Annotated in this window: 25 protein-coding genes; 13 read left to right on the forward strand and 12 right to left on the reverse strand. The window is 65.2% G+C overall.

Annotated elements, in window-relative coordinates; all coding sequences use genetic code 11:
* Positions 1–80 precede the first annotated feature (80 nt).
* The gene (locus B5X73_RS13510) at positions 81–602 is read left to right on the forward strand and encodes a C40 family peptidase (protein WP_139382787.1); all 522 of its coding nucleotides are present in this window, start codon (positions 81–83) and stop codon (positions 600–602) included.
* A 126-nt stretch (positions 603–728) separates the two neighbouring features.
* Entirely contained in the window at positions 729–1,181 is a 453-nt protein-coding gene (locus tag B5X73_RS13515; protein ID WP_079522109.1) for an organic hydroperoxide resistance protein, read from the forward strand.
* A 141-nt stretch (positions 1,182–1,322) separates the two neighbouring features.
* On the opposite strand, the gene B5X73_RS13520 is transcribed toward B5X73_RS13515, so the two are convergent.
* Both B5X73_RS13520 and B5X73_RS13525 read right to left on the reverse strand, forming a co-directional pair.
* Positions 1,323–1,811, reverse strand: a complete 489-nt coding sequence (locus tag B5X73_RS13520) for an FKBP-type peptidyl-prolyl cis-trans isomerase (protein WP_079522256.1) — start codon at positions 1,809–1,811, stop codon at positions 1,323–1,325.
* Positions 1,812–1,864: 53 nt separating this feature from the next.
* Positions 1,865–3,100 (reverse strand): MFS transporter, encoded by a 1,236-nt coding sequence (locus B5X73_RS13525; RefSeq protein ID WP_079522110.1) that lies wholly within the window; start codon positions 3,098–3,100, stop codon positions 1,865–1,867.
* A gap of 128 nt (positions 3,101–3,228) precedes the next feature.
* Between B5X73_RS13525 and B5X73_RS13530 the strand changes: the two genes are divergently transcribed.
* From B5X73_RS13530 to B5X73_RS13540, 3 genes are all read left to right on the forward strand, one after another.
* Positions 3,229–3,504, forward strand: coding sequence for a hypothetical protein (locus B5X73_RS13530; RefSeq protein ID WP_079522111.1), 276 nt, complete (start codon positions 3,229–3,231; stop codon positions 3,502–3,504).
* 62 nt (positions 3,505–3,566) lie between these two features.
* Positions 3,567–4,229, forward strand: a complete 663-nt coding sequence (locus tag B5X73_RS13535; protein WP_079522112.1) for a class I SAM-dependent methyltransferase — start codon at positions 3,567–3,569, stop codon at positions 4,227–4,229.
* Positions 4,230–4,457: 228 nt separating this feature from the next.
* Positions 4,458–5,870, forward strand: a complete 1,413-nt coding sequence (locus B5X73_RS13540) for a DEAD/DEAH box helicase (protein ID WP_079522113.1) — start codon at positions 4,458–4,460, stop codon at positions 5,868–5,870.
* A 42-nt stretch (positions 5,871–5,912) separates the two neighbouring features.
* Here the strand turns inward: B5X73_RS13540 and rimJ are convergent, their stop codons facing one another.
* Positions 5,913–6,467: a ribosomal protein S5-alanine N-acetyltransferase gene (gene rimJ / locus B5X73_RS13545; protein ID WP_079522114.1), complete on the reverse strand. Its 555-nt coding sequence runs from the start codon at positions 6,465–6,467 to the stop codon at positions 5,913–5,915.
* On the reverse strand, positions 6,464–7,312 hold the full coding sequence (gene fghA / locus B5X73_RS13550) for an S-formylglutathione hydrolase (RefSeq protein ID WP_079522115.1): 849 nt from the start codon (positions 7,310–7,312) through the stop codon (positions 6,464–6,466). Before fghA ends, rimJ begins: the two co-directional genes overlap by 4 nt.
* A gap of 148 nt (positions 7,313–7,460) precedes the next feature.
* Between fghA and B5X73_RS13555 the strand changes: the two genes are divergently transcribed.
* Positions 7,461–9,320, forward strand: a complete 1,860-nt coding sequence (locus B5X73_RS13555; RefSeq protein WP_079522258.1) for a DEAD/DEAH box helicase — start codon at positions 7,461–7,463, stop codon at positions 9,318–9,320.
* Between the two features lie 83 nt (positions 9,321–9,403).
* On the opposite strand, the gene B5X73_RS13560 is transcribed toward B5X73_RS13555, so the two are convergent.
* Entirely contained in the window at positions 9,404–9,748 is a 345-nt protein-coding gene (locus B5X73_RS13560; RefSeq protein WP_036111645.1) for a YkgJ family cysteine cluster protein, read from the reverse strand.
* Between the two features lie 10 nt (positions 9,749–9,758).
* Complete coding sequence (locus B5X73_RS13565) at positions 9,759–10,649, reverse strand: KPN_02809 family neutral zinc metallopeptidase (protein ID WP_036111642.1); 891 nt, start codon at positions 10,647–10,649, stop codon at positions 9,759–9,761.
* A gap of 103 nt (positions 10,650–10,752) precedes the next feature.
* Between B5X73_RS13565 and B5X73_RS13570 the strand changes: the two genes are divergently transcribed.
* Positions 10,753–11,184: an MAPEG family protein gene (locus B5X73_RS13570; RefSeq protein WP_051943421.1), complete on the forward strand. Its 432-nt coding sequence runs from the start codon at positions 10,753–10,755 to the stop codon at positions 11,182–11,184.
* A gap of 43 nt (positions 11,185–11,227) precedes the next feature.
* Here the strand turns inward: B5X73_RS13570 and B5X73_RS13575 are convergent, their stop codons facing one another.
* Positions 11,228–12,805, reverse strand: coding sequence for a hemolysin family protein (locus B5X73_RS13575; protein WP_036111640.1), 1,578 nt, complete (start codon positions 12,803–12,805; stop codon positions 11,228–11,230).
* A 122-nt stretch (positions 12,806–12,927) separates the two neighbouring features.
* Here B5X73_RS13575 and B5X73_RS13580 point away from each other — a divergent pair, with 122 nt between their 5' ends.
* Positions 12,928–13,707 (forward strand): CPBP family intramembrane glutamic endopeptidase, encoded by a 780-nt coding sequence (locus B5X73_RS13580; RefSeq protein WP_176167840.1) that lies wholly within the window; start codon positions 12,928–12,930, stop codon positions 13,705–13,707.
* Here the strand turns inward: B5X73_RS13580 and B5X73_RS13585 are convergent.
* Complete coding sequence (locus B5X73_RS13585; protein WP_036117284.1) at positions 13,704–14,300, reverse strand: class I SAM-dependent DNA methyltransferase; 597 nt, start codon at positions 14,298–14,300, stop codon at positions 13,704–13,706. The two genes, B5X73_RS13580 and B5X73_RS13585, sit on opposite strands and share 4 nt — an antisense overlap.
* A gap of 98 nt (positions 14,301–14,398) precedes the next feature.
* On the opposite strand from B5X73_RS13585, the gene B5X73_RS13590 reads away from it, so the two are divergent.
* From B5X73_RS13590 to B5X73_RS13600, 3 genes are all read left to right on the forward strand, one after another.
* Positions 14,399–14,698, forward strand: coding sequence for a hypothetical protein (locus B5X73_RS13590; RefSeq protein WP_036111635.1), 300 nt, complete (start codon positions 14,399–14,401; stop codon positions 14,696–14,698).
* A 100-nt stretch (positions 14,699–14,798) separates the two neighbouring features.
* Positions 14,799–16,307 carry a DUF1800 domain-containing protein gene (locus tag B5X73_RS13595; RefSeq protein ID WP_254857296.1) on the forward strand — a complete coding sequence of 503 codons (1,509 nt, stop codon included), beginning with the start codon at positions 14,799–14,801 and terminating at the stop codon, positions 16,305–16,307.
* Between the two features lie 8 nt (positions 16,308–16,315).
* Positions 16,316–17,506: a DUF1501 domain-containing protein gene (locus B5X73_RS13600; RefSeq protein ID WP_079522118.1), complete on the forward strand. Its 1,191-nt coding sequence runs from the start codon at positions 16,316–16,318 to the stop codon at positions 17,504–17,506.
* Here the strand turns inward: B5X73_RS13600 and B5X73_RS13605 are convergent.
* The 3 genes from B5X73_RS13605 to B5X73_RS13615 form a co-directional block, all read right to left on the reverse strand.
* Entirely contained in the window at positions 17,503–19,344 is a 1,842-nt protein-coding gene (locus B5X73_RS13605) for a glycoside hydrolase family 15 protein (RefSeq protein ID WP_079522119.1), read from the reverse strand. The two genes, B5X73_RS13600 and B5X73_RS13605, sit on opposite strands and share 4 nt — an antisense overlap.
* Before the next feature lie 36 nt (positions 19,345–19,380).
* Positions 19,381–21,609 carry a DUF5916 domain-containing protein gene (locus B5X73_RS13610; protein WP_079522120.1) on the reverse strand — a complete coding sequence of 743 codons (2,229 nt, stop codon included), beginning with the start codon at positions 21,607–21,609 and terminating at the stop codon, positions 19,381–19,383.
* 81 nt (positions 21,610–21,690) lie between these two features.
* Entirely contained in the window at positions 21,691–22,578 is an 888-nt protein-coding gene (locus tag B5X73_RS13615; protein ID WP_079522121.1) for a LysR family transcriptional regulator, read from the reverse strand.
* A 98-nt stretch (positions 22,579–22,676) separates the two neighbouring features.
* On the opposite strand from B5X73_RS13615, the gene B5X73_RS13620 reads away from it, so the two are divergent.
* Both B5X73_RS13620 and B5X73_RS13625 read left to right on the forward strand, forming a co-directional pair.
* Complete coding sequence (locus tag B5X73_RS13620; RefSeq protein WP_079522122.1) at positions 22,677–24,101, forward strand: aldehyde dehydrogenase family protein; 1,425 nt, start codon at positions 22,677–22,679, stop codon at positions 24,099–24,101.
* Between the two features lie 88 nt (positions 24,102–24,189).
* A complete protein-coding gene (locus B5X73_RS13625) occupies positions 24,190–25,122 on the forward strand; it encodes a peptidylprolyl isomerase (RefSeq protein WP_079522123.1) in 933 nt (310 codons plus the stop codon).
* 106 nt (positions 25,123–25,228) lie between these two features.
* Here the strand turns inward: B5X73_RS13625 and B5X73_RS13630 are convergent, their stop codons facing one another.
* Positions 25,229–26,020, reverse strand: coding sequence for a DUF3014 domain-containing protein (locus tag B5X73_RS13630; RefSeq protein ID WP_176167841.1), 792 nt, complete (start codon positions 26,018–26,020; stop codon positions 25,229–25,231).
* Between the last annotated feature and the right edge of the window lie 57 nt (positions 26,021–26,077).

The raw sequence follows: 26,077 nt of genomic DNA on the forward strand, positions 1-26,077 counted from the left end.
TGCCGATCCTTACAGGGGATATGCCCGTGCATCCCGCGTTACCCGCATCACCCCGCCCATCGCGCTTTCTTGGCCCGGTCATGCTTGGCGTTTGCCTCAGCCTGCTGGCCGCCTGCGGCACTGCCCCGCACAAGCGCTCGTCGTCCCAGCAGCGCAATCCCGCCTCCGCGGTACCGCTGGCGAAGAACCTCGAATGGTCGACGCGCCCCGCCGACGCGCCGCCGGCCGATGCCGCCAACGATGTCCTGTTCCGTGCGATCGGGCTCGTAGGCACGCCTTACCGCTGGGGCGGAAACACGCCGCAGGGCGGCTTCGACTGCAGCGGCCTGATCAACTACATCTATCTGACCTCGACCGGCCTCCGCCTGCCGCGCACCTCCCAGGAAATGGCGGCGCTGGACAAGCCCAAGGTCGACGAGTCGGCCCTCGCCAGCGGTGACCTCGTGTTTTTCGGCCGTGGTCATGTCACCCACGTGGGCGTCTACGTCGGCAAGGGTCGTTTCGTCCACGCCCCGAACTCCGGCGGCACGGTACGGTTGGACGATCTGGATGGCGCTTACTGGAAGCAGAACTTCGTCTACGGACGCCGCGTCCTTAACTGAACGAATGGCAACGAACCAGGCACGCCTCGATTAATTAGATTGCGCGCGATTTAATTGCGTGCTTATATACGTTCCACGCCCGGCAGCTCCGGGCCCCTGACTCCCCTACACACCAAGGACAACGCTATGAGCAACCTCTCGAAAGTGCAGAAGATTCTTTACACCGCCCACGCCAAGGTCGCCGGCGGCCGCGAAGGTCACGTCGAGAGCGACGACGGCCTGATCAAGCTCGACCTCCGCCTGCCGAAGGAAATGGGTGGCAACGGTGGCGGCAGCAATCCGGAGCAGCTGTTCGCCGCAGGCTATGCCGCCTGCTTCGAGGGCGCGGTACGCTTCGTCGCCGGTCAGAAGAAGGTCAAGGTCGACGGCGCGTCGGTCGCCAGCAGCGTCGGTATCGGCCCGCGTGAAGGCTCCGGCTTCGCCATCCAGGTCAAGCTCGAGGTGAGCCTGCCGGGTGTCGACGACGCCACCGCGCAGGACATCGTCAAGACCGCGCACGAAGATGTCTGCCCGTATTCGCACGCCACCCGCGGCAACGTCGATGTGGACGTGTCGGTGAATGGCAAGTCGCTGGCGTAATCGCCGCGCGGACGTGATCGAAAAAAAGACGGCGCCTGCATAGGGCGCCGTCTTTTTTCGTTCTCCGGAGTACCTGGCCTACGTTCAGGCAAGAAAAAAGCGCCCGAAGGCGCTTTCGTCGTAACGCATTGAAGCAAAGGCTCAGTGCTCGCCGTCACCCTTCGGGTGGGCGTGGCCATGGGCCAGTTCTTCTTCGGTCGCGTCGCGGACGACCTGCACGTCGACGTTGAAGGTCAGGTGCTTGCCGGCCATCGGATGGTTGAGGTCGATGTCGACCACGCTGGAGCCGATCTTCTGGACCACGACGACACGGTTGCCGCCTTCCTTGAGGGAGAGCACGGTCGAATCGCCGACCTTGAGGCCCTTGCCCTGCTGCGGGAAATACTTCTTCGGCACGCGCTGGGTCATGCCTTCCTGACGCGGGCCGTAGCCCTGCTCCGGGGCGATTTCGATGTCGAACGTATCACCCACCGACTTGCCCTCGAGACCCGATTCCAGGCCCGGGATGAGCTGGCCATGGCCCAGCAGGATCCACAACGGTTCGCCGCCCTCGACCGAGCTTTCGACTTTCTCGCCGTCGACGGTGAGCGTGTAGTGGAACGAGATGACCTTGTCCTTACCAGCCTGCATGTTGGTTTCTACCGGATGAAAACGCGGCATTTTACCGGCCGCGGGCCCCGGCGTCACGCGGCGTCACGGTCCTTGCCGAAGCCGACACCGCGCGCTTCGGGTCCCAGCCACGTCAGCAGGGCCAGCAGGGCCGCCACGACGGCGATCCAGGTCGACATGGCGAACGCGAAATCGCCCCCACGCTGCTCGGCCAGCCAGGTCTGCGCGGTGGCGGTGATCGCTGCGAGCAGATTGCCCATCTGATAGGCAAAGCCCGGCAAGGTCCCGCGGACGGCGTCGGGCGAGAGCTCGTTGAGGTGGGTAGGAACGACACCCCAGGCGCCCTGCACCATCACCTGAATAAGGAACGCGCCGAGGCCCAGCAGCAGCAGGGAGCCTCCGTAGGTCCACAACGGAATGACCGGGATGGCCAGCACCGCCGCGATGATGATCGCCTTGCGTCGCCCGATCCGCTCCGACAACGAGCCGAAGGTCAGGCCACCGAACAAGGCGCCGAGGTTGAGCAGCGCCGTCAGCATGAAGGCGGTGCCGGAGCCCGCCGGAATCCTCAGCGTTTCCTGCACGAAGGTCGGATACATGTCCTGCGAGCCGTGACTGAACATGTTGAACGCCGCCATAAGAAGCATCAGATAGATGAAGAGCTTCCAGTGACCGCGCATGGAAACGAACACGCTCTCCCGGGCCTTCGACCGGCGACCTTCCCAGACCGGGGACTCGGGCACCTTGCGGCGTATGTACAGCACGAGGAAGGCAGGAAGGGCCCCCACGATGAACAGCCCGCGCCAGCCGATGTGGTCGACCAGCAGCCAGTTGACCAGCGCGGCGAGAAAGAACCCGCACGGGTAGCCACTTTGCAGCAGCCCTGATACGAAGCCTCGCGACCTGGCGGGAATGGACTCCATGGCCAGCGAGGCGCCGATGCCCCACTCACCGCCCATGGCGATTCCGAACAGAAAGCGCAGGCCAAGCAGGATGCCCAGACTGGGCGCGAAGGCGCAGGCGACCTCGAGCACTGAAAACAGGACGATGTCGAACATCAGGACAGGACGGCGACCGTAGCGGTCGGCCAGTCGTCCGAAGATCAGCGCCCCGATCGGACGCGCGGCCAGTGTGAGGAACAATCCGTAGGTGACCTCCTGCTTCGGCACGTTGAACTCGTGAGCGACGGCAAGGATCACGAAGGTCAGCAGGAAATAGTCGAACGCATCGAGCGTCCAGCCCAGGAAGCTGGCCAACACGGTGTGTCGCTGTGTATGGTCCAGATCGCGCAGGGCGGCGGGGAGCGGCATGAGAATTTCCTCATCGAGATTCGGGCCGCGCCGAGGCTAGCACAGCGCGAAAATCCAACGGGCACCTCACGATCCGGCGACGGGTCATCGCTAAAACTGGTGCTCTTACCACGACAGACGGAGGACTCATGAAGTACTCGCGATCCATCGTTTCATTTGCCGTTCTGACCGCGTTCTGCGCCGGTACCGCCATGGCGCAGACCGACAGCGGCGCGCCCTCGTTCGCCGATCTCTCGAAAGACGGCAAATCCATCAAGCGCAGCGACCTGCCCAAGGACAACGATGCGCTGAAGGAAATGCGTGCCCATTTCAACGAGGCCGACACCAACCATGACGGCAAGGTCGATAAGGGCGAGTACGACGCCTACATCGCCAAGGGCAGCCAACGACCTCAGCAGAACTAGCCGTCACGACCGGGTGCCGCGTATGGTGCCCGGTCCTCCTTCAGGAAAGGACACCTCGCCGCATGAGTTCCGACACCCGGATCCGACGCCGGATCGCTTCACGTTTCAGCCGCCGTGGCGACCGCCTCTACATTCACGGCAAGCTGGCCAGCGATCCCGTCTATGCGGCTACCGTCCAGGCCATCTCGGGACGTCGCCTGCCGATGCTGGATATCGGTTGCGGGCTCGGCCTCCTCGGCCACTATCTCCATGCCTGTGGCGCGCTCGATGGTTATGTCGGCATCGACCACGACCCGCGCAAGATCGCCATGGGTCGGGACGCGGCGGAACGCGCCGGACTTGGCGAAGCCATCGCGCTGCGCGAAGCCGATGCCACGGCGGCACATCCCCTGCGCGGACACGTCGCCATGCTCGACGTGCTGCACTACCTGCCCAGGGAACGCCAGGCGGACCTTTTGTCGTTCGCCGTCGACCACCTCGCCGAAGATGGCGTGCTGATCCTGCGCAACGTCATCCGGGACGGCACGTGGCGATACCGGGCTACCGTGCTGGAGGAAAAATTCATCAAGGCGGTCGGCTGGATTCCCGGTGGGGCTCAGTACTTCCCGACCGAGGCGGATATCCGCGGGGTGCTGGAGCCCAGGGGGATCCGGGTGGATTTCCGCCCCTTGTTCGGGCGGACGCCCTACAACAGCTACCTGATGACGGCCTCGCGGCGGAGCTGAATCGCCGATCCCCATTTGTGCACCGCAATAAGGTATACTGCGCGAGTCGAGAAGCGCTCCGACTCCCTTGCGGACCCCCGGCGTGGAGATTCTCCCGCCCGTTCCCCCACCCCCGGAAGCGCGCTCGACACCGGCCAGCCTGCTGTCTTCGTCATGGTTAGCGGCCGCCAATCCATAACTCGCAGCGCGGTTCCAGGGAACGCTCGAGTCAAGCAGGAGCTCCATCCCATGTCTTTCGATTCGCTGGGCCTCGCGCCCGCGTTGCTGCGTGCCCTTTCCGAAGCCGGCTACGAGAAGCCGACGCCGATCCAGGCGGCCGCCATTCCCCAGGTCATCGCTGGCCACGACCTCATGGCCGCCGCCCAGACGGGTACCGGCAAGACCGCCGCATTCGCTCTGCCGCTTCTGCAGCGCATCGCCAACGAAGTGCGTGGCGAGAAGGCGCGCCCGATCCGCGCGCTGATCCTCACCCCGACCCGCGAGCTGGCCGCCCAGGTGCAGGACAACCTGCGTGACTACGGCAAATATCTTCCGCTCTCCAGCACCGTCATCTTCGGCGGCGTCGGCATGGGCAACCAGCTGCACGCCCTGCGTCGCGGCGTCGACATTGTCGTGGCAACGCCCGGCCGCCTGATCGACCACATGCAGCAGCGCTCGGTGAACCTGTCCAAGGTCGACGTGCTGGTGCTCGACGAAGCCGACCGCATGCTCGACATGGGCTTCCTGCCGGCGCTCAAGCGCATCCTCGCCGCCGTGCCGAAGGAGCGTCAGACGCTGCTGTTCTCGGCCACCTTCGCGCCGGAGATCAAGGCGCTCGCCCAGCAGTTCATGCGCAGCCCGCGCGAGATTTCGACCGCTCCGGCCAATACCGTCGCCAACACGGTCACGCACCGTGTGCACCCGGTCGACGCCGCGAAGAAGCGCGACCTGCTGCTGCACATCCTCTCGCAGGACAGCCGTCGCCAGACGCTGGTCTTCAGCCGCACCAAGCATGGCGCCGACAAGCTGGTCCGTCACCTGGAGCAGTTCGGCATCAAGTCCGCCGCGATCCACGGCAACAAGAGCCAGAATGCCCGCACCCGCGCCCTGTCCGACTTCAAGACCAACCGCATCACGGTGCTGGTCGCGACGGACATCGCCGCCCGCGGTATCGACATCGATCAGTTGCCGGTCGTGATCAACTTCGACCTGCCCATGGTCGCCGAGGATTACGTGCACCGCATCGGCCGTACCGGCCGCGCCGGCGCGACGGGCGAAGCCATCTCGCTGGTCAGCCACGATGAGTCGGGCCTGCTGCGCGATATCGGCCGCCTGCTCAAGACGGACCTCGAGATCGCCAACATCGCCGGCTTCGAGCCGAGCACCCCGCTTCGCCTCGACGCCGGTGCGCCGCGTCCGAAGCAGGGTGGCGGCCAGCAGCGCCAGCCGCGTGCGCAGAGCGGCGGCAACGGTGGCGGCCGCCCGGCCGGCAACGGCCAGGCACGTCAGGGCGGCGGTGGTACGGGTGGTGGCAACGGTGGCGGTCGTCCGCCGTCGCATCGTCCGCATGGTCATTCGGCTGCCGGCACCGGTGAGAACACCGGCAGCCACAAGCGTCGCCGTCAGGGCCGCGGTGGCCGTCCGGCGACCAACAAGGCCTGACCGGTCGCGCGGGGATAAGCCTGGCCGGACAGCCGGTCCTGCTTATCCCTGCGCCCTGACCTTCGCGGTCAGGACATGGTCTTCCCACAGGCCATCGATCTTCAGGTAACGCTTCGCATAACCCTCTTTCTCGAAACCCAGGCGCTGCAGAAGGCGTCCGCTTCGCTCGTTGCGCGGCATGTGGTTGGCCATCACCCGATGGAAGTCCAGAGGGCCAAACGCATAGCGGATAGCCGCATCCAGTGCTTCGAACATCAGGCCCTGCCCCTCGTGGCGCCGGGCGATGCCATACCCCAGGTGACACGCCTGAAACACGCCACGGACGACGTTCGCGAACGTGAAACTCGCGATCATCTCCGCGCCATCCGGGGTCAGTACCGCGAAGGGATAACCGCGGTCGGCACGGGCCGCTTCCAGCCCGGCTTCGATCGCCAGCCGGCATCCGTCGAGCGTGTAATGCGTCTCCGTGCGCAGAGGCTCCCAGGGAGCCAGGTGCTCGCGGTTCTCGGTCCGGTAGCGTCGCAACACGTCAGCCTCCTCGACATCGAGCAGGCGGATCACCGTACGCGACGTGCGCATGCGGATCGGCTCGCTCATGCGGTCAGTGCTTTCGCGTGGTGACGGAGGTGGTCTTCGACGAAGCTCTGGATGAAGTAGTAGCTGTGGTCGTAACCCGGCTGCATGCGCAGCTTCAGTTTCTGACCGGCCTCTTCGCAGGCGGCTTCGAAGCGCTGCGGCTGGAGCTGACTGACGAGGAAACCATCGGCTTCGCCCTGATCGATGAGGATCGTACCGTCGAAGCGCGCGCCGGCGGCGACCAGTTCGGTGGCATCGTGCTTCGCCCAGGCCTTGCGGTCGGCGCCGAGGTAGCGAGGAAACGCCTTCTCACCCCAGGGCACGGAGCCCGGGGCGACGATCGGAGCGAATGCGGAAACCGAGCGATAACGGCCCGGATTGCGCAGCGCGATGGTCAGCGCGCCGTGACCGCCCATGGAATGACCGAAGATGCCTTGCCTGCCCATGTCGAATGCGAATCGTTCCGCCAGAAGTCGCGGCAGTTCGTCCACGACATAGGTGTACATGCGGAAGCGGGACGACCAGGGCGCCTCCGTCGCATCGAGATAGAAGCCCGCGCCTTCGCCGAATTCCCAGTCGCCGGTGGCGCCGGCGATGCCGGTATCGCGCGGACTGGTATCGGGCATGACCAGCGCGAGGCCGAGTTCCGCGGCGATGCGCTGGGCACCGGCCTTGATCGTGAAGGTTTCGGCCGTGCACGTGAGCCCGGCAAGAAAACAGACCACCGGCACCGGCCCGTTTTCGGCAGCCGGCGGCAGATACACCGCAAAGCGCATGGGGCCGCCGCACGCCTCGGATTCATGCGAATAGAAGCCCTGCAATCCACCGAAGCAGCGCTGCTCCGACACCGTTTCGATCGCCGACATGCATCTCTCCTATCCGAAAACTGACCGGGAAGTGTAACGCCGGCGTGACAAGTGGCCACATACCACAACGAACAGCGCACATCGCTGCTACAATAACGCTACTGCCGGCGCGCGAATGTCGCCGTCGCGCCCCCTCTTCGAGGTCGCCATGTCATCCCCTGAAACAGACAACGCTCCGGCATCGCCCGGCTTCAGCGCGCTCGCGCTCGACGCTAACGTCGTGCGCGCCCTGACCGAGGTGGGCTATGAAACCCCCTCCCCCATCCAGGCCGCGACCATCCCGGCCCTGCTCGAAGGCCGCGATGTCATCGGCCAGGCCCAGACCGGTACCGGCAAGACCGCGGCGTTCGCGCTGCCGGTGCTGTCGCGCATCGACCTGCGTGCGGGCAACAAGCCGCAGGCGCTGGTGCTCGCGCCCACGCGCGAGCTGGCCATCCAGGTGGCCGAGGCGTTCCAGAAGTACGCCACCTACCTGCCTGGCTTCCAGGTCCTGCCGATCTACGGCGGCCAGAGCTACGGGCCGCAGCTGCAGGGTCTGAAGCGCGGTGCCCAGATCGTCGTCGGCACCCCCGGCCGCGTCATCGACCATCTCGACAAGGGCACGCTGGATCTTTCCGCGCTGCGCTTCCTCGTGCTGGACGAAGCGGACGAAATGCTCCGCATGGGCTTCATCGACGACGTCGAGAAGCTGCTCCAGGCGACCCCGGAGGGCCGTCAGGTCGCCCTGTTCTCCGCGACCATGCCGGCGCCCATCCGCCGCATCGCGCAGACCTACCTGAAGGACCCGGTCGAAGTTACGATCAAGAACAAGACCACCACCGCGGCCAACATCCGCCAGCGTTACTGGTGGGTCAGCGGCGTGCACAAGCTGGATGCGCTCACCCGCATCCTCGAAGCCGAAAGCTTCGACGCCATGATCGTGTTCACCCGCACCAAGTCGGCCACCGAAGAACTCGCCAGCAAGCTGCAGGCGCGTGGCTTCGCCGCGGCGGCGATCAACGGCGATATCGCGCAGGCCCAGCGTGAGCGCGTGATCGACCAGCTCAAGACCGGCAAGCTCGACATCCTGATCGCGACCGACGTCGCGGCGCGCGGTCTCGACGTCGAACGCATCAGCCACGTGCTGAACTACGACATCCCGCACGACACCGAGTCGTACGTGCACCGCATCGGCCGTACCGGCCGTGCCGGTCGCAGCGGCGAGGCGATCCTGTTCGTCACCCCCCGTGAGAAGAACCTGCTCCGCCAGATCGAGCGCGCCACGCGCCAGCCGATCGAGCAGATGCAGCTTCCGACCATCGAGGCGGTCAACGACACGCGCGTCAACAAGTTCAACCAGAAGATCTCCGACACGCTGGCCACCGGCGACCTCGGCCTGTTCCAGCAGCTCGTAGAAAAATACGAGCAGGAGCACAACGTGCCGGCGATCGAGATCGCCGCCGCGCTGGCCAAGATCGCCCAGGGCGACCAGCCGCTGCTGCTCGAGCCGCCCGCCAAACGCGAGTACACCGAGCGCCCGCCCCGCGACTTCGATCGTGAGCGCCCCTCGCGCGACGACCGTCCGTCCCGCGACGGCGGCGACTTCAGCGACCGTCGCCCGGTCCGCGAAGGCATGCGCCAGCCGCGCCCGCATACCACGGAAGCCGGCAAGCGTACGTACCGCATCGAAGTGGGCCACGAGCACGGCGTGAAGCCGGGCAACATCGTCGGCGCCATCGCCAACGAAGGCGGTGTCGAGGCCAGGTTCATCGGCCGCGTCAGCATCCGTGACGACTACAGCCTGATCGACCTCCCGGACGGCATGCCGGCCGAGACCTTCACGCACCTCAAGAAGGTGTGGGTCGCCCAGCAGCAGCTGAAGATCGCCGAGTGGGACGGCAAGGAAACCCCGCAGAGCGGTGCCGGCGCCGGTGGCGCTTCGCGTCCGCCGCCGCGCGGTGGCAACTTCCGTCCGCAGGGCAACCGGCCCAGCGGCGGTAAGCCGCCGCGGAAGAAGCGCGATTTCTGATGAATGAAAAAAGGCCCCGGAGACGGGGCCTTTTTTATGGTGCTTCTCCAGCGACTGCTCCAGCGACTGCTTCAGCGAATCGTTCAGTGCCCGAAGTCCGCGGGCGTCAAAGGCGACATCCCGTGCTTCACCCGTGCCTTGTCGCATTGCGGACTGGGCTGTCCGTTTTCCCACGCCGGCTGCAGGTCGTGGCATGGCGAGGGGCGAACTTCGTATACACCGCAATGCGCGGCAATGCCGACCTCACCCACGAGCGATTTGCAGCGCGGCTCGTACGCGTTCGTGCCGTGCATGTTCACCCGGTGCGGATCGAGATGCTCGGTCAGCGCCGACGGCACGATGCCGCCGGCGAGATCGGTTTCCATCCAATGGAAGGCCACGCGGAAGGTCGCGCAGCAGGCGCCGCAGAGAAGACAGGGGTGCGTCATGTGAGGACGGTCAGATCGTTCCGGAGAAGGTGTTGCACTTGCCGATGTCACCGGATTCGAGGCCCGTCCTGAACCACTTCACACGCTGCGCCGAGGTGCCGTGCGTGAACGAATCGGGCACAACGCGCCCCTGCGACTGTTCCTGCAAGGTGTCGTCACCGATGGCCGAGGCCGCGTTGATCGCCGACTCCACATCGCCCGGCTGCAGCCACTGCTGACGCTGGTTGGACCGGTTCGCCCAGACACCGGCGAAGCAGTCGGCCTGCAGCTCCTGACGAACGGACAGGCCGTTGGCCCCTTCCATGGCGGCACCGCGGCGGCGTGCGTCGCTGACCTTGTCGAACACGCCCACGAGGTTCTGCACGTGGTGGCCGACTTCGTGCGCGATGACATAGGCCCGGGCGAAGTCGCCGGCCGAATGAAAGCGCTGCTGCATCGTCTGGAAGAACCCGAGATCCAGATAGACCTTATGGTCACCGGGGCAATAGAACGGTCCCACCGCCGATGACGCCGAACCGCAGGCCGTGCGCACGCCATCGCGGAACAGCACCAGCTTCGGCCGCTCGTACTGCTGACCGTTGGCGGCGAAAACCTCGCCCCAGGTGTCCTCGGTCTCGCCCAGAATGGCGCGGACGAAGTCCACCTGCGGGTCATTGGCCGCGGCTTGGTCGCCCACCTGACGGGCCGGTTCCTGGCGGGTCTGCTGCTGCGACGTCGTCCCCGGGTCGCCCTGGCCGCCAAGCAAGGCCGTCGGATCCTTGAAGAACACCATGCCGATGATGGCCAGGATGATGATGCCGCCGATACCCAGGCCGCGGCCTCCGAAGCCACCTCCACCGCCACCACTGCCCTGGCCGGCGTCTTCCACGTTGTCGCTTCTACGGCCTTTTTGCCAGAGCATGGGCATCTCCTCGGTTGAAAGCGTCTCCAGCGAGACGCGGTCGGCATGATCGCATGGACCATTGCCGGTAAACTTGCGGGTTATTCAGTCCCCGGATCGCTTCATGACAAGCCAGCTTCCTGCCGTCGTCACCCTGCTCACCCTGCTACTGATGTTCTATACGGTATGGATGGTAGGCCGTGCGCGTGAACGCTATGGCATCAAGGCGCCGTCCATCTCCGGCGACCCGGCGTTCGAGCGGGCCTGGCGGGTCCAGATGAACACGCTCGAGAACGCCGTGATGTTCATCCCGGCGCTGTGGCTTGCCGCCCAGTACGTCGATCCGCTGTGGGCGGGCATCGCCGGCCTGGTCTGGCTCGCGGGGCGTGTGTGGTATGCGCTGGCTTACGTACGCGATGCCTCGCGCCGCGGTCCGGGTTACCTGGTCTCGATGGTCGCCTGGGCCGCGCTGATGCTGATGGCGGCCGGTGGCATGGGCATGGCGATCATGGAAAACAACGCGTCGCCGCCGGTGGACGATACGACGGGCGCATAAACGGCAAATCCGGGAAGGGACGATCCGTCCCCGGACGCGCTGCTCAGTCTTCGTCGTCCCGCGCCAGCGCCAGCACCCGGACGCGCTGGATGCGGGCACCTTCCATCGCGGTCACCTCGAACTCGAAGCCGTCGACCTCGAAGCGGTCGCCGGCGGCCGGCAGGCGGCCCAGCTGCGACAGCACGAAGCCGGCCAGCGTGGAGAAGTTGCCGTCGGCCGAGCCCGGCAAGCGATGGCTGAGCAGGTGCTCGACCCGACGCACGTCGAGACTGGCATCGAGCAGCCACGCCCCGTCCGGCTCGCTCACCGCGGAAGGATCGCCCTCGCGGGTCTCGTCCGGGAATTCACCGGCGATCACCTCGAGGACGTCGGCCGGGGTCACGAGGCCGAGGATGCTGCCGTACTCATCGACGACCAGCGCCATCTGGAGCGGCGCGCGACGGAACTCGTCGATCAGGCGGAGCACGCTCAGCGATTCCAGCACCGTGATCGGCTTGCGGACGAACTGCGCCGTCTCCAGTCGCCCGTGATCGGCCAGGCTGGCCAGCAGGTCGCGGGAGGAAACCACGCCCACGAGCTGGTCGAGATCGCCCTCCGCCACCAGCATCCAGTGGTGCGCGGACTCGCGCGCCTCGGTGAGCAGTGTCGTCAGGTCTTCGCCCGGGTCGACCCAGACGATCTCGGTGCGCGGCGTCATGATCGAACGCACCGGTCGCTGGGACAGGTCGAGTACCCCCTGGACCATTTCCAGTTCGTCCTGACCGAACACCGCCGCCTCGGACGCCTCCGTGCGCGCCTCGTGCTTGCCGTTCTCGCCCTCCTCGTCCGACCGACCCCCGAGCAGGCGCAGGACCGCCTTGGCGGTACGGTCGCGCATCGCGCGCCCGCCGACCAGGAGGGAACGATGACGATTACGCCGCATCGTCTGGTTGAACACCTCGATCATGATCGAGAAGCCGATCGCGGCGTACAGGTAACCCTTGGGGATGTGGAAGCCGAAACCTTCCGCGATCAGGCTGAAACCGATCATCAACAGGAAGGACAGGCACAGGATCACCACCGTCGGACGCGCGTTGACGAAGGTGGTCAGCGGCTTGCTGGCGGTGATCATCAGGGCCATGGCGATGACCACACCGACCATCATGATCGACAGATGGTCGACCATGCCGACGGCGGTGATGACGGAATCCAGTGAGAACACGGCGTCGAGGATGACGATCTGCGCCACGACCAGCCAGAAGCTCGCCCGGCGGCCGGCCTTGCCACCATCGTCGTCGTCGGCCTCGAGCCGCTCGTGCAGCTCCAGCGTGGCCTTGAACAACAGGAAGGCGCCGCCGATCACCAGGATCAGATCGCGCCAGGACAGGCCGAAGCCGTTCCAGTTGAAGAGGGGTGTCGTCAGCGTCACCAGCCAGGACATGGCGGCGAGCAGGCACAGGCGCATCACCAGCGCGAGGCCAAGACCCAACAGCCGCGCGTGGTCGCGCTGGCGGGCGGGCAGTTTGTCGGCGAGGATCGCGACAAAGACGAGGTTGTCGATACCGAGCACGATCTCCAGCACGATCAACGTGAGAAGACCCGCCCAGGCCGAAGGGTCGGCAAGCCAGTCGAATGCGAACATGGGACGGCGCGTCGAGGCGCCAGTTTTCCTCCTTTAGGGACGAAACACTATACAGGTGCCACGTGACGGTCTGTGCCGGAAGCGCCGTTGCTTTTGTCGCGGGGCGTCCGCTAGGGTGCCGCATGCCTCACGACTCCCCCTCGTCCGCCGCCCCGGCCGCCCTTCCCGCCAGTCCCGCCCAGGCCCCCGGCCTGCTTGAGGCGGTTCTCACGATCCTCGGTTATTTCATCCTGCAGCTGGGCTTCGGGATGGGCTTCAAGCTGCTGTCCGATGCCCTGGCCCGCTGGTTCCCGGACGGCGTCCCCGACGCTCCCGACCGGATCATCGTGGTGGTGATGCTCACCGTCGTCGCCTCCGCCTGGCTAACGATTCATGTGGTGGTACGCCGCTGGGGCAGCCTCACGCGATCAGGCGGTGTACTCGGGCTGGGCTTCACCGAGCCGGCCGGGCGCTTTATCGCCGCGGGCACCGTACTGGGCCTCGTCGCGCCGCTGCTGGGCGGGCTGCTCACCCAGTGGCTGGCAGGCGATCATGCCGTCTCGCAGACCGTTTCCGAGATAGCGGACAAGGCGCACTTCGGCATGCGCGTCGCCCTCGTTCCCGTCGCGGTCCTTGTCGGCCCTCTGGTCGAGGAAGTGCTGTTCCGTGGCGCATTGCTTGCCCGGCTGCGCCACCTGACAGGCGACGGCTGGGCTATCGGCATCTCCGGTATCCTCTTCGGCGCCGTGCACCTGCCCGACCTGGGCTGGCTCTGGTATGCCGTGCCCAACCTCGTGCTGGTGGGCATTTTCTGTGCGTGGCTGCGCGTGCGCAGCGGCTCGATCTGGCCGTCCTATATCGCGCATGCGGCCAACAACGGGCTGGCCGTCATGGCCTGGTTTTCGGCCTCGACCGGTAGTTAAAGCGTCTCCAGAGCCGCCACGTGCCGGGCCAGACGCGGGCTGGCGTAGCACTGCGAGCCGACCGGAATCAGCCCGACCTCGTTGAACGCGTCCCGGTAGAAGCGGGCGGGACGCCCATGGAAGCCGACCCGGTCACCGCCGGGATCGTCCTCGCGGGTATAGACCTCGAGGAAGACGAGCCCTTCGGCCATCTCACCGATGCCGGTCAGCCCCGCGCGGATCTCGGCGGGCTTCAGGTAGTGCAGCACGTCGGTGCAGACGATCAGGTCGAAACGCGTGTCGAAGCGCAACTCGGCAAGCTGGCCGAATCGCGCCAGCCCGATATTGCGGGTCCGGCCATAACGGGCCACGGCGTATTCGCTGGCCTCCAGCCCCCGGTACTCGATGCCTGGACGCAGGCGCCGCAGGACCGCCCGCCAGGGGGCCTCGCCGCATCCGACGTCGAGGACGTTGCGTACCGGCCGCCCCAGGTAGAACTCCGCCTGCCCCAGCACCATCGACACCTTGCGCGTGAGCTCGGCCGGCGAGCGCACGGCGTGCTCCGCGCTGCGGTACCACTTGTCGAAATAGGCCTGGTCGTAGGTCTTGGTCATGGGCGAGGCGCCGCGGAAAACGCCCATGGTAGCCCGCCGTACACTTCGGGCATACATGCCTCACCGCAGCATCGGACCTTATCGAAAAGGAGACTCTCATGCCCCGTATCCAGCTTCGCATTACCGGCGACCGCGACATCTTCGACGACGTGATGAACGCCATCCATGGCGTCGACCGCGTCGAGCGCGTCGAGGAAATCGACGACCTGATGATGGGCGTCCGCGATGATTCCAGCTCCAGCGAGTTGTCCGACGACGTCGGCTCGCGCACCTTCACCCTGGAAGTGGAAGTGCCCAATGAGAAGGTCGGTGAGCGCGTGCGTGAGATCGCCGAAGAAACCGCGGGAACCCGCGAAGCGGCCATCGAGTTCATCGGTCCGGACGAAAGCGAGATCTGAATCACGAACATGAACGTTGCACGACACCGCGACGTTCATGCGTAAACCCCATGAAAGGCTCCCCGTTTAAGGTGACATGCGCACCGAGAACGGAGGTTTCATGCGATCCATGGCCGCGGCCGCCCTGCTCGCTCTCGTCACGCTGCCTGCCATGGCACGTGACGACACGCTTTCGAAGGACGATGTCGCCTGGCTGAACCGGGTGACCTTCGGCGTGGATTCCGCGACGGTGGCGCACTTTCGCAATGTCGGCAGACGCCGCTTCCTCGACGAACAACTACATCCGAAGGCCGATAGTCTGCCGCCCGCCATCGCGGCGCAGATCGCCTCATTCGACGTCATGAAAACCCCTGCCCCCGCGCTGCTGGCGCAGGTTCGCGATCAGTATCGCGATATCAAGGACCTGCCCGATGGCGATGCGAAGGAGACCGCCAGGAAAGCGCTCCAGAAGCAGGGTAACCAGTACGCCCAGCAGGCCCAGGCCGCCGAGTTGCTGCGTGCGGTCTATGACGAAAACCAGCTGCGTGAGCAGCTCGTGTGGTTCTGGATGAACCATTTCAGCGTGTTCCAGAATAAGGGACGCGTGCGCTGGCTGGTGGCCAGTTATGAACAGGACACGATCCGTCCGCATGCGCTGGGCAAGTTCCGCGATCTGGTCATCGCCACGCTCAAGAGCCCGGCGATGCTCGAATACCTGGACAACGCGCAGAACGCACGCGACAAGATCAACGAGAACTACGCGCGCGAGCTGATGGAGCTGCATACCCTGGGTGTGGGTTCGGGATACACGCAGGACGACGTACAGAACCTCGCCCGCGTCCTGACCGGCGTGGGTGTCAATTTCGACGGACAGCCGCGCAAGATAAAGCAGGACCTGCAGCGGTATTACGTCCAGGACGGCGTGTTCGAATTCAATCCGAACCGACACGACTTCAGCGACCAGAAGCTGCTCGGCAGGAACATAGCGGGCGGGGGTTTCGACGAAGTGGAGAGAGCCGTGGACCTGATCGTCAGCCAGCCGGCCTGCGCGACCTTTGTATCAACGAAGCTGGCCAGATATTTCGTCGCCGACGACCCGCCGCCGGCGCTGGTCAAGGCCATGGCGAAGACGTTCAGCCATACCGATGGCGACATCGCCGCGGTGATGAAAACCATGCTCGAGTCGAAGGAGTTCAACGCGTCGCTGGGCGAACGCTACAAGGACCCCACACAGTTCCTCGTCTCCACGATGCGTCTCGCCTATGACGGAAAACCGGTGGCCAATCCGCGCCCGCTGGTGAACTGGATCAACCAGCTGGGCCAGGCACCGTTCGGCCGCATCACCCCCGATGGCTGGCCAACCTCGGACTCCGAATGGTCCAGTTCCGGTCAGCTGGCGAAGCGTTTCGAGATCGCGCGTTCGATCGGCAGTGGCGCCAACCATTTGTTCGATGTCGACGAGGATGGCAAGGTGCAGCGCGGTGGCTTCCCCCAGCTGACGACGCCGACGTACTACGCAACGATCGAGCCGTGGCTCGGTCAGAAGACACGCGACGCGCTGGCCCAGGCCACCTCGCAACAGGAGTGGAATACCTTCCTGCTCTCCTCCCCCGACTTCAACTACCGCTGAGGCCTCCCATGGATCGCCGCCAGTTCCTGCTCGCTCTCGCCGCCACCGCGCCCGCGCTTACGCTGGGCGGCAAGGTTTTCGCGGCTCCGGCCAGTTCACCACGCTTTCTGATTGTGTTTCTACGCGGCGGGTACGACGCCAACAACCTTCTCGTGCCGTATTCCAGCGACTTTTACTACGAGTCGCGCGCGACCATCGCGCTGGCACGACCCACGGCGGGCGATCCGAAGTCGGTGCGTGCCCTGGACGCGAACTGGGGCCTCGCACCCGCTGTCGCGCAGAGCATGGGACCGCTGTGGGACCAGCGCCAGCTGGCGTTCATTCCGTTCGCCGGCACCGACGATCTTTCGCGAAGCCACTTTGAAACGCAGGACAACATCGAATCCGGCGAATCGGGCGACGCCCGGGACTACGGCTCCGGATTCATGGGCCGGCTCTCGTCCGTCCTGCGCGGCATACCGCCCATCGCGTTCACTGATGCCCTGCCCCTGTCGTTCCGCGGCGCGGGCGACGTGCCAAACATCTCGCTGAAGGGCGACAGCAAGGCGGTGTTCGACGACAGGCAGTCGAAGATCCTCGCCGGCATGTATCAGGGCACACCTCTGCAGGCCGCCGCGACGGACGGGCTGCAGCTGCGCCAGCAGGTGGCCCAGGACCTGCAATCGGAGATGGTCGCGGCGAGCCGGGGCGCCGTGAACGCACGCGGTTTCGCGCAGCAGGGCCAGCGAATGGCCACGCTGATGCGTGACCGCTACCGACTCGGCTTCGTCGATGTCGGCGGCTGGGACACGCATGTCAACCAGGGCGGCGCGGATGGCCAGCTCGCCAACAACCTCGACAACCTGGGCCAGGGTCTGGCGGCATTCGCCGAAGGACTGGGCGAGGCGGAATGGAACAACACCGTCGTGGTGGTCGTGTCGGAGTTCGGCCGCACGTTTCGCGAGAACGGCAACAAGGGCACCGATCACGGTCACGGTACGACGTACTGGGTGCTTGGCGGGAAGGTGCACGGTGGGCGGATCGCGGGCCAGCAGGTAGCGGTCAACGCGCAGAGCCTTCTGCAGAATCGCGACTACCCGGTGCTCAACAATTATCGAGACGTACTCGGCGGCATGCTGCGTCGCATGTACGCCTTATCCGATACCGACCTCGCACGGGTCTTCCCCGGTGCGAAGCCCCGGGATCTGCAGCTGGTCTAGGGCTGCCAGACCTGGCCGTCCGGATCGGTCAGCTGGCGGTCGAGATAATACGCCGCGCTGATGAAAGCCAGATGCGTGAGCGCCTGAGGAAAATTGCCCAGCTGCTCCGCCCGGAGGCTCAGTTCTTCCGAGAACAGTCCGAGGTGGTTCGAATACAGCACCCCGCGCGCCATGACCTCGCGCGCTTCGTGCAGACGGCCGGCACGTGCGAGGCACTCGACGTACCAGAAGGTGCACGTCGTGAACGCGCCTTCTCCCCCTTCAAGGCCGTCGGCATTGCGATAGCGGAAGACCAGGCCATCGTCGGTCAGCTGGTCGCGAATCGCATCCAGCGTCGCCAGCCACACCGGATCGGTCGCCGAGACAAAGCGGACCAGCGGCATCATCAGGAGCGCGGCATCGAGATCCGTACCGCCCTTGGTCTGCACGAAGTAGCCATGCTCGGGATGCCGGAAATTGTTCCAGATATCCTCGGCGATCCGGTCCCGCTCCGTCGCCCATTCGACGATGGGACCCGGCAGCGAACGTTTACCGGCAAGGCGCACCGCGCGATCCAGCGCCACCCAGCACATCAGCCGCGAGTGCAGGAAATGCTGCTTTCCGCCCCGTATTTCCCAGATACCTTCGTCGGTATCCTTCCAGTGACGGCTGACATGGTCGACCATGCTGACGACGTGCAGCCAGCCGGTACGACTGATGGCGCGGCCGTACTTGTTGGCCAGATAGAGGCTGTCCATCAGCTCGCCGAAGATATCCAGCTGGGTCTGCGTGCGCGCGGCGTTGCCGATGCGCACCGGTTGCGACCCCGCATACCCTGCGAGGTGGTCGAGCACGTCCTCGTCCTCGGCTTCCTCGCCGTTGATGGCATACATGATGCGCAACGCCGAATGCCGATCCAGATCGGCCAGCCGCGCTTCCATCCAGCGGCGGAAGTGCTCGGCCTCGTCGATGTAGCCGAGGCGCATGAAGGCGTACACGGTGAAAGACGCGTCGCGTATCCACGTCGCGCGGTAGTCCCAGTTGCGCCCGGCGCCGGTGGCTTCCGGCAGGCCGAACGTGGCCGCGGCGGCAACGGAACCATGCCGGTGCGACGTCAGCAACTTGAGCACCAGCGCTGAACGGTCGACGCGCTCGCGCCAGCGGCCACGATACGTCGAGCGACGCGTCCATCGGCGCCAGGCCTCCGCCGTGCTGTCGAAGGCGGCGCGGCACTCGGCTTCATCGTAGGGGTCATGGGCTTCGTCGCCCAGCATGAACCAGACTTCTTCGCCGGGGTTCAGCTCGAACTCGGCGTGCACGGCGCCCTCGCCCTCTTCGATCAGAAGCGGCACGCTCGCGGCGAGGCGCAGCGACTGAGGCCCATCGTGAAATACCACCGAATCACCGTATTCCGAGACCTCCGGAACATGCCTCGCATACGCAAGGCGCGGCCGGCAGCGCACACGGATCGCCACCTTGCCCCGAGGCACGCGAATGCATCGCAGGAGGCAATTGGCCACGCGCGGCTGCGTGTCCGGGTGCGGCATGAAATCCGTAAGCTCGACGCTTCCCGCTTCCGCCATCCAGCGCGTGATCAGGATGTTCGTTTCCGGAACGTAGAGCTGAATCGTGCGCGCATCGGGAAGGTCGGGTGTCACGGTGAACTCGCCACCCTTCTCCGGATCGAGCAGTCCGGCGAACACGGTGGGACTGTCCATATGCGGCCAGCACATGAAGTCGATGGTGCCGTCGCTGGCGACCAGCGCGGTGGTATCGAGGTTCCCGACGATACCGTGCTCGCCGATGGTCCGGCCGGGCACGGGATTGAGTGACTCGGATGGGGTCGTGTGTCGTGGCATAGCCGGAGGAGGCCACAACCCATGTGAAGGCGAGGCTCAGAACTCGAGGCGGTAAGCCACCTTGATCAGCCCTTCCTCAACGTCCTTGAGGCCGAAACCACGACGAAACTGCCCGTCGAGTTCGTCATCCGTATCCTCGGCGTAGCCGCCGCGGTTATAGACGACGTAGAGGTTCGACAGCGGCGCGATCTCGTAGCGATAGCGGATCTGGAAGCCGAGGTTGGCCACGCCGAGACCGTCGACCGGTTCATCGCTGTCGACCGCCGCGCCGGTGGGCGTGATCTCCAGGCGACGACGAAGCTTGGCGCCCACCGCCAGGGTCTGCAGTTTGACGCGGAGCTCCTGCTTGTTACCGAGATTCCAGTTGAGGCCGCTGTCGAGGCCGACGGTACGGCCGTCATACGCGCCGACGAGGTTGTCGTGTTGCCAGATCAGCCAGTTCGGGTCCCATTCGTAACTCGCGCCAGCGAAGACGCTGAACGCATCGGTGACGAAGTACGTCGGCGTGAACTTGAAGTAGTAGCCCAGCCTATGATAGCCGGTGAGCTGGTTGCCGCTGACGAAGCCCTCCGCTTCCCACGCCCACCGGCCGATGCGCGGGCGGGTGCGATCGTAGGTCAGCTTCGCGGTCGGCGGCGTGTGCTGGTTGTTGCCACCGCGGGTAAGCAGGTCGTCATACGCGGCCGTAAAGGCATCGAGCCGCCACAGTTCGTCGCCGCCATCGCGACGCTGGCTGTTGCGCTGAATGCGAAGACGCTGCCGCACGACCACGCCCTCGGTGTTTTTCTGCTCGGAGATGCGATACCGCCACAGATGCGAGGCATAGGCCGAGTCGGCCGGCAGATTGGCCTGACGCTGCCTTACTTCCCAATGCAGATACTCCATGTCGCTGCGTGGCAGGTAGCCGAAGTCGTCGATGTCCAGTCGCTTGCCGAAGTACATACCCAGCCACTGCTGGCTCCAGACATCGTTCATTTCCCAGAACGCGATACTGGTCGCGCCCACGCCGTCGCTGTTGTTGCGCGGCTGGTCGATCTTGCTGCCGACCACGTTGCTGGTGATGGTGAAACGCTCGTTCGGCTGCCAGCGATGATCCAGGCCAAGCACGTTGGCGTCGCGGTCGAGATACGGGTGGTTGACCCGCGTGGCGAGCAGACCGAATGACTGGGTACCGGCATTCTGCAACAGACGGAAAGCACCGAACGTGCGGCCCGCGTCGCCTTTTTCCTGCGCGGCGAGGATGCCGTAACTGGTCGAACCCACGCTGCCGTTCACTTTCACCGCCGTGGAAATATCGGCCGCACCGTTACCGTCATCCGCCGCACCACCCACCCGGCGCGTGTAGACCAACTGCGAATAGTCGTCGAGCAGGCTGAAGTCGAATATGCCCTGGTTCTCGGTGAAGAACGGCCGTTTGTCGGTGAAGAAGGTTTCTTCGGGCGAGAAGTTGACCACCAGGTCGTCGCTCTCGACCTGGCCGAAATCGGGGTTGATCGTGGCCGTGAGCTGCGTCTGGCCATTGGGTTTCCAGAGGATGTCCGCGCCCTGCTCGAACGACGTGCCGCCGTGCGCGCGATCCACCTTGCCGACCACGTAAGGCGTGATGGCGAACAGCGACTGCGAATATGCCGGCACCTCGATGCGCTGAAAACTCGAGAGAAACCTGCCGCGATCGAACGCGATCGCCGGCCATGCCATGCGCTCTCCCGTGGCGGCGATCACACGGTCGACATACAGACCGATCGTGCGCGTATCGCCGCTCGCCTTGCGCATCGGCGCGATGTACCAGGGGATGAGGATCTCCACCGAATAACCGTCCGCGTCCTCACTGACCGCGTGATCCCAGCGTCCGTCCCAGTCGTAACTAAAATCGGATTCGTTGGTGATCACCTCGTCGGCCACGCCGCCCTGCGACCGCACCTCGAAGTCGTAACCGACACGGCCGTCCGCGTCGAAGTCGACCATGACATTGACGCGATCGACCATCGCATCCTCGTCGCGCCGGGTCTGTTGGCGCGAGCGTGGGATATCGGCGGACTGGGTGACCCGGATCGCCACGGCCAGTCCTTTGGGCGTCGACATCACCCAGGCTTCGGTCGGCTGGCTACCCGGCTTGCCGTTCATCGGCTGGGTGTCGCGGAAATCCGTGATCCGCTTCGCCCCCGCCCATTCGGCAGGGTCGATATGACCGTCGATCGTCACCTCGGCATGGGCGGCCGCCGCAGCGAAGAGGAGCGTGGCAAACAGGGCGAGGCGACGGTGCATGCGGGGTCCGGATCGTGACATCTTGCGGCATAGGATGCCGCCCGCGTCGCAAAGGTTTGCCGTGACCCCTGGCCCATGCGCTCAGCCGGTTTCCCTGATGAGGTCGATCAGCGCGCGCAGCGCGCCGGGTACGTGGCGCCTGCCGGAGTAATACAGGCACAGCCGGTCGAACGGCGGGGTCCAGTCCTCGAGAACCCTCACCAGGCTGCCGGACGCAAGATCTTCCGCCACGTTGAACTCGGTGAGGTAAGTCAGGCCCAGGCCGGCGCGGGCCGCTTCGAGCATGAGGTTCGGCTCGTCGAGCGTCAGCACGCCCGGCACGTCGACCTCGATCGCTTCACCGTGCCGCTCGAATTCCCAGTGGTAGATATGGCCGGAGCGCATACGCGCCCGGATGCAGCGGTGGCTGGCGAGATCCGACGGATTGCGCGGCGTGCCGTTCGCCGCGAGGTAGCAGGGTGAGCCGACCACGGCGAACCGGATCGGCTCCCCGAAAGGGACGGCGATCATGTCAGCCGGCACGATGTCCGCGGTGCGGAAGCCCGCATCGAACCCATCACGCACGATGTCGGTAAGCCTGTCGTCGGTGACCAGATCGAGCCGCACGTCGGGATAGCGCGTCAGATAGGGCACCAGCAGCGGTGCCATCACACGCCGGGCGGCCCCGGTAGACGTATTGATCCTCAGCGTCCCGCGCGGTGCATCGCCCTCGTCGCTGGCCCGCTCGATCGCCACACCGAGGCTTGCGATGGCGGGGGCCACATCGGTCACGAAGCGCTCGCCGGCTTCGGTCAGCCGGACACTGCGTGTCGTCCGGTGAAAAAGCCGCGTGCCGAGCCGGGCCTCCAGCGAGGCGACGGACTGGCTAAGGGCTGAGGTGGAGAGATTCAGCTCACCGGCCGCGGCGCGAAAGCTACCGTGCCGCGCGACCGCCAGCACGGCTTCGAATTCCGTAAGACCGGTACGCATTGTCCTCTCCCGCTTAATGACCCATCCACCGTTGTCCGTCTTATCAGACTAATGGGTCGGGCGCATGCTGGGAACCGTCCCCACGACGGAAGCCTCTCATGCACACGATCGACCACATTTATATCGATGGCGCGTTTGTCACTCCCCACGGTGAGGAACGTTTCGAACTGTTCAATCCGGCGACCGAGGCAGTCATCGGGACGGTACGTCTGGCCGATGCCGAAGACGCCCGGCAGGCCATTGCGGCGGCGAAGCGGGCTTTCCCCGCGTTCTCGCGGACGACGATCAAGGAGCGCATCGCCCTGCTTCAGCGCATGCATAACGCGATCGTGGCGCGGGAGGACGACCTCTTCGCCGCGATCGTCGAGGAGTACGGCGCACCCGTATCGCGCGGACGCTGGATGACCGGGCACGCGTCCGGCGTCTTTCTGGACGTCATTGCGACGCTCCGGGAGTACGACTTCGAACCGCGCATGGGCAGCGCCACCGTGCGCATGCAGGCTGTCGGTGTGGCGGGACTGATCACGCCCTGGAACAGCAATGCGGGTTTCATCTGCGGCAAGCTGGCGTCTGCGCTCGCCGCAGGTTGCACCGCCGTCATCAAACCCAGCGAGATGAGCGCGCTGCAGACACGCATAGTCACCGAAGCGCTGCATGAAGCCGGCGCGCCAGCGGGAGTGTTCAACATCGTCACGGGACGCGGCGACACCGTCGGTGCCGAGATCGTCGGCAGTCCGGATATCGCCAAGGTGTCGTTCACCGGTTCGACCGCCGTCGGCAAAGGCATCGTCCAGGCGGCGGCGGATACGCTGAAGCGCGTCACGCTGGAACTCGGTGGCAAGTCGCCGTCGATCTTCCTCGACGACGCGGACTTCGCGGTCGCGTTGCCGCTCGCCGTCATGGCGGGTTTCAACAACAGTGGGCAGGCGTGTATCGCTGGTACACGTCTGCTGGTGCCCCGGGCGCGTCTTGCCGAGTTTGAAGCAATGGTCGTAGCGGCAATCGACGATATCGTGTCAGGCGATCCGTCCGATCCGGCCACGACGGTCGGACCCATGGTCAGCCGCAAGCAGTGGGATCGCGTGCAGGACTATATACGCCGCGGCATCGCCGACGGTGCGCGCCTGATCGCCGGCGGTGAGGGACGGCCGGACGGCTACGAGCGTGGCTGGCTGGTGAAACCGACCGTGTTTGCCGATGTCCGCAACGATATGGCCATTGCCCGCGAGGAGATCTTCGGACCGGTGCTTTCGATCATCGCGTATGACGGCGACGAGGATGCAATCGCCATCGCCAATGACACGCCGTATGGATTGCAGGCATACGTCTTTTCCGCGGATGAGGCACGCGCACGCCGCGTGGCGGAACGCATCGACGCGGGTCGTGTCGCGATCAATTCGCTGAAGCACGATCCGAAGGCGCCGTTCGGTGGGTTCAAGCAATCGGGCTGGGGACGGGAGTACGGCGTGCTCGGACTGGAGGCCTATCTGGAGCCGAAGGCCCTGTTGGAATTGTCGGGCTGAAGCCCTTTTCCGCAATATCGACGGCGATAAGCGGAACTCGCCGGGCTCTGCTACTTTCACCCCGTTAGCAATCACTGACGGGGAACCCATGCTCGCTCGTACCTGCCTCGCGCTCGCCCTCACCATCGCCCTCACCATCGCCCTGCCCGCGATGGCTGCCGATGAGGCCAAGAAAGCCCATACCCCCACGCCGAAGGAGCTCCTGGCGAAGTCCACCCCGGCGGAATGGCGCACGCCCGACCCCGAGAATCTGGTCTACATGGACCTGCCGCAGGGCCGCGTGGTCATTGAACTGGCCCAGGACTGGTCGCCGCTGCATGCCGCGAACATCCGCACGCTGATTCGCGAACGCTATTTCGACGGCACCCAGGTGATCCGCGTTCAGGACAACTTCGTTACCCAGTGGGGCGATCCCGACGGCGACGACAAGAAGAAGGCCAAATCGCTCGGTACGGCGAAGGAAGCCCTGCCGCCCGAGTTCACCCGCAAGGACGGCAAGGCGTTTCCGTTCACGAAGCTTCCCGATGGCGATGTCTACGCACCGGAAGTCGGTTTCTCCGAGGGCTTCCCGGTCGCTCGCGACAAGGGTGAGGCCTGGATCACGCACTGCTACGGCACCGTGGGCGTCGCACGCGACGTCGGCGCCGAGACGGGTAACGGCAGCTCGCTCTACGCGATCATCGGCCAGGCCCCGCGCAACCTCGACCGCAACCTCGCGGTAGCGGGCAAGGTCATCAAGGGAATGGATCTGCTGGCCGCCTACCCGCGTGGCGGCGAGCCGATGGGCTTCTACGACAAGCCCGGGCAACGCGTGACGATCAAGAGCGTTCGCCTCGCGGCGGACGTTCCCGAAGCCGAGCGCACGCCGATCCAGGTGCTGCGTACCGACAGCAAGACGTTCTCGGCGGTGATCGAGGCCAAGCGCAATCGCAAGGACGATTTCTATACGCGCCCGGCGGGGAAGATCGACCTCTGCAATATCAGCGTGCCGGTGCGGGATCCGACGCAGAAGGCGCCTTGACCGATCGGCAGGTCTGATCGAGGGGCATCGCCGACAGGATTGGCTCCCACTCGAGCAGGCAGGGCTGGCTCGGGTAGGAGCCAGCCCGCTGGCGATTCAACCCGCCTCAGTTCCGAGCTGCCGAATCCCCTGCCCCATCCTTCTCAGTGACCACTTCAGCACGCAGCGCCCGCAGCTTCGCTTTCAACTTCGCCTCATTCTCCGGACCGACGCGAATCATGAACTTCTGCCCGACCGACAGCTGCTCCAGCGCGGGATTGGCGTAGACATACCCCACCTTCTCCGGAAGCAGCTGCTGATTACCCTTCGGCTCCGGCGCAGCCAACAGGTGGTCGATCACCTGGACGAGGCGATCGTTGAAATAGCCGCCCGTTCCGAGGTCACGATAAGCCTGCTGGAATAACGGGTAGTTGTGCTTGTACCAGGCGGCAGCGGCCTTCGGGCTCACACGGTCGGCGACATACATGTAGGTCGCATAGCGATCCGCATTCTTTTTCGACGCGACGAAATTGCCGTCGTCGGAAACGACCTGGAACCGGCCTGTCGGCGTACGCAAGGGAAGGACGTTCATACCGACAGTCTGCTTCGGTAACGCATCGATGGTGGAAACCATCCGCGACACGATCGCATCCGACTTCAGCAGCGACTTCAACGCTTCGTCGCCGGTGAGCGCGAGCAACCCGGCCAGCACCTCGTCGTCGCTCTGATCGAGCGCGGGAAGCGCGGACGTCGAACCACGGGCGGGATCGATGGGATGCTCCGGCAGCGCGGCGTCGTGCACGGACGTAGCGGGAGCGGATGCCGTCGAGGACGCGGAGGCGAAAGGTGGCGCGGTGACGGCATCGCGCGCCTGCTTCTCGCGCCAGACGAAAATACCCGCTACCACGAGGATCGCCACGATCAACAAACCTGCGACCCACTTCGAACCCGACGACTGACTGCTCAACGTAACGCT

The organism is Luteibacter sp. 22Crub2.1, assembly GCF_900167995.1.
Classification (GTDB): Bacteria; Pseudomonadota; Gammaproteobacteria; order Xanthomonadales; family Rhodanobacteraceae; genus Luteibacter; species Luteibacter mycovicinus.

Excerpts from the sequence above, each read along its gene's own strand:
- B5X73_RS13510 (WP_139382787.1), top strand. The coding sequence starts at position 81 with ATGCTTGGCGTTTGCCTCAGCCTGCTGGCCGCCTGCGGCACTGCCCCG.
- B5X73_RS13515 (WP_079522109.1), top strand. The coding sequence starts at position 729 with ATGAGCAACCTCTCGAAAGTGCAGAAGATTCTTTACACCGCCCACGCC.
- B5X73_RS13520 (WP_079522256.1), bottom strand. The coding sequence starts at position 1,811 with ATGCAGGCTGGTAAGGACAAGGTCATCTCGTTCCACTACACGCTCACC.
- B5X73_RS13525 (WP_079522110.1), bottom strand. The coding sequence starts at position 3,100 with ATGCCGCTCCCCGCCGCCCTGCGCGATCTGGACCATACACAGCGACAC.
- B5X73_RS13530 (WP_079522111.1), top strand. The coding sequence starts at position 3,229 with ATGAAGTACTCGCGATCCATCGTTTCATTTGCCGTTCTGACCGCGTTC.
- B5X73_RS13535 (WP_079522112.1), top strand. The coding sequence starts at position 3,567 with ATGAGTTCCGACACCCGGATCCGACGCCGGATCGCTTCACGTTTCAGC.
- B5X73_RS13540 (WP_079522113.1), top strand. The coding sequence starts at position 4,458 with ATGTCTTTCGATTCGCTGGGCCTCGCGCCCGCGTTGCTGCGTGCCCTT.
- rimJ (WP_079522114.1), bottom strand. The coding sequence starts at position 6,467 with ATGAGCGAGCCGATCCGCATGCGCACGTCGCGTACGGTGATCCGCCTG.
- fghA (WP_079522115.1), bottom strand. The coding sequence starts at position 7,312 with ATGTCGGCGATCGAAACGGTGTCGGAGCAGCGCTGCTTCGGTGGATTG.
- B5X73_RS13555 (WP_079522258.1), top strand. The coding sequence starts at position 7,461 with ATGTCATCCCCTGAAACAGACAACGCTCCGGCATCGCCCGGCTTCAGC.
- B5X73_RS13560 (WP_036111645.1), bottom strand. The coding sequence starts at position 9,748 with ATGACGCACCCCTGTCTTCTCTGCGGCGCCTGCTGCGCGACCTTCCGC.
- B5X73_RS13565 (WP_036111642.1), bottom strand. The coding sequence starts at position 10,649 with ATGCTCTGGCAAAAAGGCCGTAGAAGCGACAACGTGGAAGACGCCGGC.
- B5X73_RS13570 (WP_051943421.1), top strand. The coding sequence starts at position 10,753 with ATGACAAGCCAGCTTCCTGCCGTCGTCACCCTGCTCACCCTGCTACTG.
- B5X73_RS13575 (WP_036111640.1), bottom strand. The coding sequence starts at position 12,805 with ATGTTCGCATTCGACTGGCTTGCCGACCCTTCGGCCTGGGCGGGTCTT.
- B5X73_RS13580 (WP_176167840.1), top strand. The coding sequence starts at position 12,928 with ATGCCTCACGACTCCCCCTCGTCCGCCGCCCCGGCCGCCCTTCCCGCC.
- B5X73_RS13585 (WP_036117284.1), bottom strand. The coding sequence starts at position 14,300 with ATGACCAAGACCTACGACCAGGCCTATTTCGACAAGTGGTACCGCAGC.
- B5X73_RS13590 (WP_036111635.1), top strand. The coding sequence starts at position 14,399 with ATGCCCCGTATCCAGCTTCGCATTACCGGCGACCGCGACATCTTCGAC.
- B5X73_RS13595 (WP_254857296.1), top strand. The coding sequence starts at position 14,799 with ATGCGATCCATGGCCGCGGCCGCCCTGCTCGCTCTCGTCACGCTGCCT.
- B5X73_RS13600 (WP_079522118.1), top strand. The coding sequence starts at position 16,316 with ATGGATCGCCGCCAGTTCCTGCTCGCTCTCGCCGCCACCGCGCCCGCG.
- B5X73_RS13605 (WP_079522119.1), bottom strand. The coding sequence starts at position 19,344 with ATGCCACGACACACGACCCCATCCGAGTCACTCAATCCCGTGCCCGGC.
- B5X73_RS13610 (WP_079522120.1), bottom strand. The coding sequence starts at position 21,609 with ATGCACCGTCGCCTCGCCCTGTTTGCCACGCTCCTCTTCGCTGCGGCG.
- B5X73_RS13615 (WP_079522121.1), bottom strand. The coding sequence starts at position 22,578 with ATGCGTACCGGTCTTACGGAATTCGAAGCCGTGCTGGCGGTCGCGCGG.
- B5X73_RS13620 (WP_079522122.1), top strand. The coding sequence starts at position 22,677 with ATGCACACGATCGACCACATTTATATCGATGGCGCGTTTGTCACTCCC.
- B5X73_RS13625 (WP_079522123.1), top strand. The coding sequence starts at position 24,190 with ATGCTCGCTCGTACCTGCCTCGCGCTCGCCCTCACCATCGCCCTCACC.